General features: G+C 40.0%; 5 protein-coding genes. 2 read left to right on the top strand and 3 right to left on the bottom strand.

Going from position 1 to position 3,852, the window contains the following annotated elements:
- The coding region (locus K5G00_RS28910) for a TraM recognition domain-containing protein (RefSeq protein WP_238770001.1) at nucleotides 1-1,251 on the top strand (1,251 nt) is incomplete at its 5' end.
- 24 nt (nucleotides 1,252-1,275) lie between these two features.
- On the opposite strand, the gene K5G00_RS28905 is transcribed toward K5G00_RS28910, so the two are convergent.
- From K5G00_RS28905 to K5G00_RS28895, 3 genes are read right to left on the bottom strand one after another with little or no spacing between them, the layout of a single operon-like run.
- Complete coding sequence (locus K5G00_RS28905; protein WP_238769999.1) at nucleotides 1,276-2,283, bottom strand: type II toxin-antitoxin system HipA family toxin; 1,008 nt, start codon at nucleotides 2,281-2,283, stop codon at nucleotides 1,276-1,278.
- Nucleotides 2,280-2,606, bottom strand: coding sequence for a HipA N-terminal domain-containing protein (locus K5G00_RS28900; RefSeq protein WP_238769997.1), 327 nt, complete (start codon nucleotides 2,604-2,606; stop codon nucleotides 2,280-2,282). Before K5G00_RS28900 ends, K5G00_RS28905 begins: the two co-directional genes overlap by 4 nt.
- A 3-nt stretch (nucleotides 2,607-2,609) precedes the next feature.
- On the bottom strand, nucleotides 2,610-2,822 hold the full coding sequence (locus tag K5G00_RS28895) for a helix-turn-helix domain-containing protein (RefSeq protein ID WP_238769995.1): 213 nt from the start codon (nucleotides 2,820-2,822) through the stop codon (nucleotides 2,610-2,612).
- 278 nt (nucleotides 2,823-3,100) lie between these two features.
- Here K5G00_RS28895 and K5G00_RS28890 point away from each other — a divergent pair.
- Nucleotides 3,101-3,852 (top strand): DUF4099 domain-containing protein (locus K5G00_RS28890; protein WP_238769994.1); only part of this gene is annotated, 752 nt, incomplete at its 3' end.

Genomic DNA, 3,852 nt, shown 5'->3' with positions numbered 1-3,852 from the left:
ATTATCGCGTACAATACTCTGATGAAAAACATCGATAAGTATGAACATCCGCCTAAATTCTACGTGATAAACTTTGATAATCCTGAACGGAGCCATCGGTGTAATCCTATAGCCCCGGAATTTATGACCGATATTGCAGATGCCTACGAATCGGCCTACACTATCATGCTAAACCTGAACAAAACCTGGATTCAGAAACAGGGCGACTTTTTTGTGGAGTCGCCCATTATCCTTCTTACAGCTATTATCTGGTATCTAAAAATTTACAAAAACGGGAAATACTGCACCTTCCCTCATGCCATCGAGTTTCTGAATAAAAAATACGCTGACATTTTCACCATCCTCACATCGTACAGGGAACTGGAAAATTATCTGTCCCCGTTTATCGATGCTTGGGAAGGCGGCGCACAGGACCAGTTACAGGGGCAGATTGCCAGCGCAAAAATCCCACTTTCAAGAATGATTTCACCGCAACTGTACTGGGTGATGTCTGGAAATGATTTTACTCTTGATATCAATAATCCGAAGGAACCCAAAATCCTTTGCGTGGGAAATAATCCTGACAGACAAAACATCTATTCCGCAGCCCTTGGGTTATACAATTCGCGGATTGTAAAACTAATAAACAAAAAAGGACAGCTTAAAAGCTCCGTGATTATTGATGAGCTTCCCACCATTTATTTCCGGGGACTGGACAACCTAATTGCCACAGCCCGGAGTAATAAGGTGGCTGTCTGTCTGGGATTTCAAGACTTTTCGCAGTTAAACCGTGATTATGGCGACAAAGAAGCCAAGGTCGTTATGAACACCGTTGGAAATATTTTTAGTGGACAAGTGGTTGGCGAAACAGCAAAAACTTTGTCAGAACGTTTTGGGAAAGTCCTTCAAAAACGGCAATCAATGACCATTAACCGGCAAGACAAATCTACTTCGATAAATACTCAAATGGACACGTTAATCCCTGCATCAAAAATCAGTAACCTCACACAGGGCGTTTTTGTCGGGGCTGTTTCTGACAATTTTGAAGAACGCATCGAGCAAAAGATTTTTCATGCCGAAATTGTAGTTGATAATGAAAGAGTAGCGAAAGAAGCAGCCGCGTATCAGGCTATTCCTGTAATTACAGATTTTACTGATGAGGATGGCAAAAACCATTTACAAGAGGAAATTGACTACAACTATCGGCGAATAAAAGATGAAGCAGCACAAATTGTAATGGATGAATTGGCTCGGATTAGTAGCAATTCGTAATTGAAAATCCCTCATTATTCGGCGTTATACTTTATTCAAATGATTCCTTTTTGTCTTATAATGCAATAAATAAGCACGTTTTGTCTTATCATTTAGAAAAGAACGATGAGTTAACTCTTCAACCATCGGTTGTCTTTGCAGGTAAGGGGCAAGGATTCTGTCTCTTCGTTTCTCATTTATTCCGAATCTTTTTGCCAACTCCTGAAAATCGTGCAATCCGGGATGATTGTTTTTTTTCATTTCCTCCGATTTGAAACCATCGCTGAATAATCCTCCATCCAAAGCAAAATCCGAATCATCTACGTGGATTCTTGTATTAAGCAGGTCGTAGGCCGGACTTAACACATAATCTCCGCTCGGTGTTTCAATGAGTGAAAAATTTTTCAGGTGTGCATCCCCGTTTGAAAACAGGAAGTTGAAAACTATCAAAGAATACAGTTTTTCGATTTCCACCCGCCATGCAGGAACATATTTTTTCAGTAGTTCACCCATAGCTTCATAGCTGTAATCGTATTTGAAGTTATGTCCTGCATTTTCTTCTGTTTTCCCGGCGAGCGTTGCAAAGTCTTCCTTTCCCCATTTCGAGCCATTTTCTTTTACATCGAACCGCTTGGTGATGTAAGCAGGTTCTCCGTTACTGAAAAAAATCAGTGCATTTTCAGCAATTTGTAAACCATATACCTGCCGGGCAATTTGCATGGTTAGGTGTTCGTTTGCCGGAACCTGGTCAACACTTTTTACATCCCTGGGAATAGGTTTTAATATGTAAGTTCCCTGTTCTCCTTTTTCGGTCAGGCGTAATTTATTTTTGTCAAGCAGAAGCGATAGTTTTTCCTGTACGCCGGAAATTGAAATCCGTTTCCGGTTTTCTATAAATTTTTCAGCATCTTCTTCATTGCTTTGCGGAGGAGAATATGGCAATATGTGGCTCACTTTTCGTCCATCAAAAACCCGTCTTAAACAAGTTGTACTGTAAGTAGCAAACCCTTCTGTTAGTGTTCCCGGACAATATTTTATTTCTGGTAAGCTCATTCTTTAATTTCTGAAATGGTTATTGCTCCAATGGTATCGGTTTTTGCAGTTGCCAGCAGTAGCCCAAAATAGTCTTTTTCGTCAATCTTTAAATGTCGGGTTTGCAACTGCCTGTTCACACCTTCCGACAGCATATTAAAGAAAAACGGGAACAAATATTCTGACTTGTAAACCTGTTGGCTTTTCGGCATGGTAAGGCTGATTGGAGGAAGTTCTCCATTGGCAAACCAACTATCATCGTACCTGAATTCGTAATCGTTAGTAGAAAATTGGGAGAGTACCCCAACGAGTTCTCCATTTCTATAAACATTCGCTTTTCGCATCGCTTACAGTTTTGGTTGTTTTACTTCCAGTTTTAACTCCATCCCAAGGATATCTGCAATTTTATTGAGTATCTGGACTGTTGGGTTTGCCTGTCCCCGTTCAATTTTATACAATGTATTTATGCTAATACCCGCCATTTCAGCAAGGTCAGGCTGGGTAATCCGAAGTACCTTTCTCCTTTCCTTTATTTGCACTCCTATTTCTGAAGTTGTCATTATAATGTGATTTTGAGGTAAAATTACCTGTTTTGACGGATATAAACAAGTAAAATCATATTACAATGTGATTTAGTAGTGAGTTTTAGAGCCGTTGTTAATGTAATTCTTGAAAATCACATTATAGTGTGAATTGTTGTTTTCTCAAAAGGAAAAATTTAATTAAAAATTAGAACCAAGCGCCACACCCATCCTCTCAACGCCAAACGCTGCCACCTATCCTGTAGTCAGTAAAATCACTGATACATTAGCTTTTAAATCATTAAAAGAAATGTATCATGGAACAAAAAATCAATGACCAGGATGTATTACTGGTCAAAGAAAAAAACGAGAGTAAATTAAAAGCCGTAAAAGGTTTTGATGAAAACGGTAAACTGCAAACCGAACTGCCTAACCAGGCCAATGTTGCCAGTTTTTTGAAAATCGACAGGTTCGGTAACCCGCTGGAAAACTTTTTCACCAATTTTCATCGGCAGTATCAAAATCCAACTGAATTCCGGTTTTTCAGGGTACCAGCCAATTTGGTTGAAAAAACAGTCATCGTACTGGATAAGATGCTGCAAAATCCCGATGTGCCGTCCAACAAAGAAACACTAGACAAACATGAAGTCAAACCGGAACAGTATCTTCAAAAAGAAGAAAGACAGGAAGGACCAACAAACCTGATTGATGAAAATAAGGTGGACTGGTCGCAACTGGAAAAGCTTGGAGTATCAAAAGATTTTCTGAAAAATACAAGGAATCTGGAACCTATGCTAAACTTCCAGAAGTCGCCGGACTTAATCCCCATTACCATTAAAACCGATAACATGACCATCCGTACCGATGCACGGTTGGCCTTCCGGCAGGATGAAGACGGAAACTTTAACGTAGCAGTCCATGCTGTTCGGAATAAACCTGAACTGGACAGGCCTTATTTTGGTGTTACGCTAACCGACGAAGACAAAAATAACCTCTTACAGACCGGCAATGCAGGTCGCATACTCCATCCACAATACAAAGAAGGGGAAACAACACCTGTATTTCTTTC

The sequence above is a fragment of the Maribellus maritimus genome (genome assembly GCF_022267315.1).
In the GTDB taxonomy this organism is placed as follows: Bacteria; Bacteroidota; Bacteroidia; order Bacteroidales; family Prolixibacteraceae; genus Draconibacterium; species Draconibacterium maritimum.
Note: the sequence above shows the minus strand (reverse complement) of the source record. Positions and strands in the feature narration are given on the sequence as shown.

Excerpts from the sequence above, each read along its gene's own strand:
- K5G00_RS28905 (WP_238769999.1), bottom strand. The coding sequence starts at position 2,283 with ATGAGCTTACCAGAAATAAAATATTGTCCGGGAACACTAACAGAAGGG.
- K5G00_RS28900 (WP_238769997.1), bottom strand. The coding sequence starts at position 2,606 with ATGCGAAAAGCGAATGTTTATAGAAATGGAGAACTCGTTGGGGTACTC.
- K5G00_RS28895 (WP_238769995.1), bottom strand. The coding sequence starts at position 2,822 with ATGACAACTTCAGAAATAGGAGTGCAAATAAAGGAAAGGAGAAAGGTA.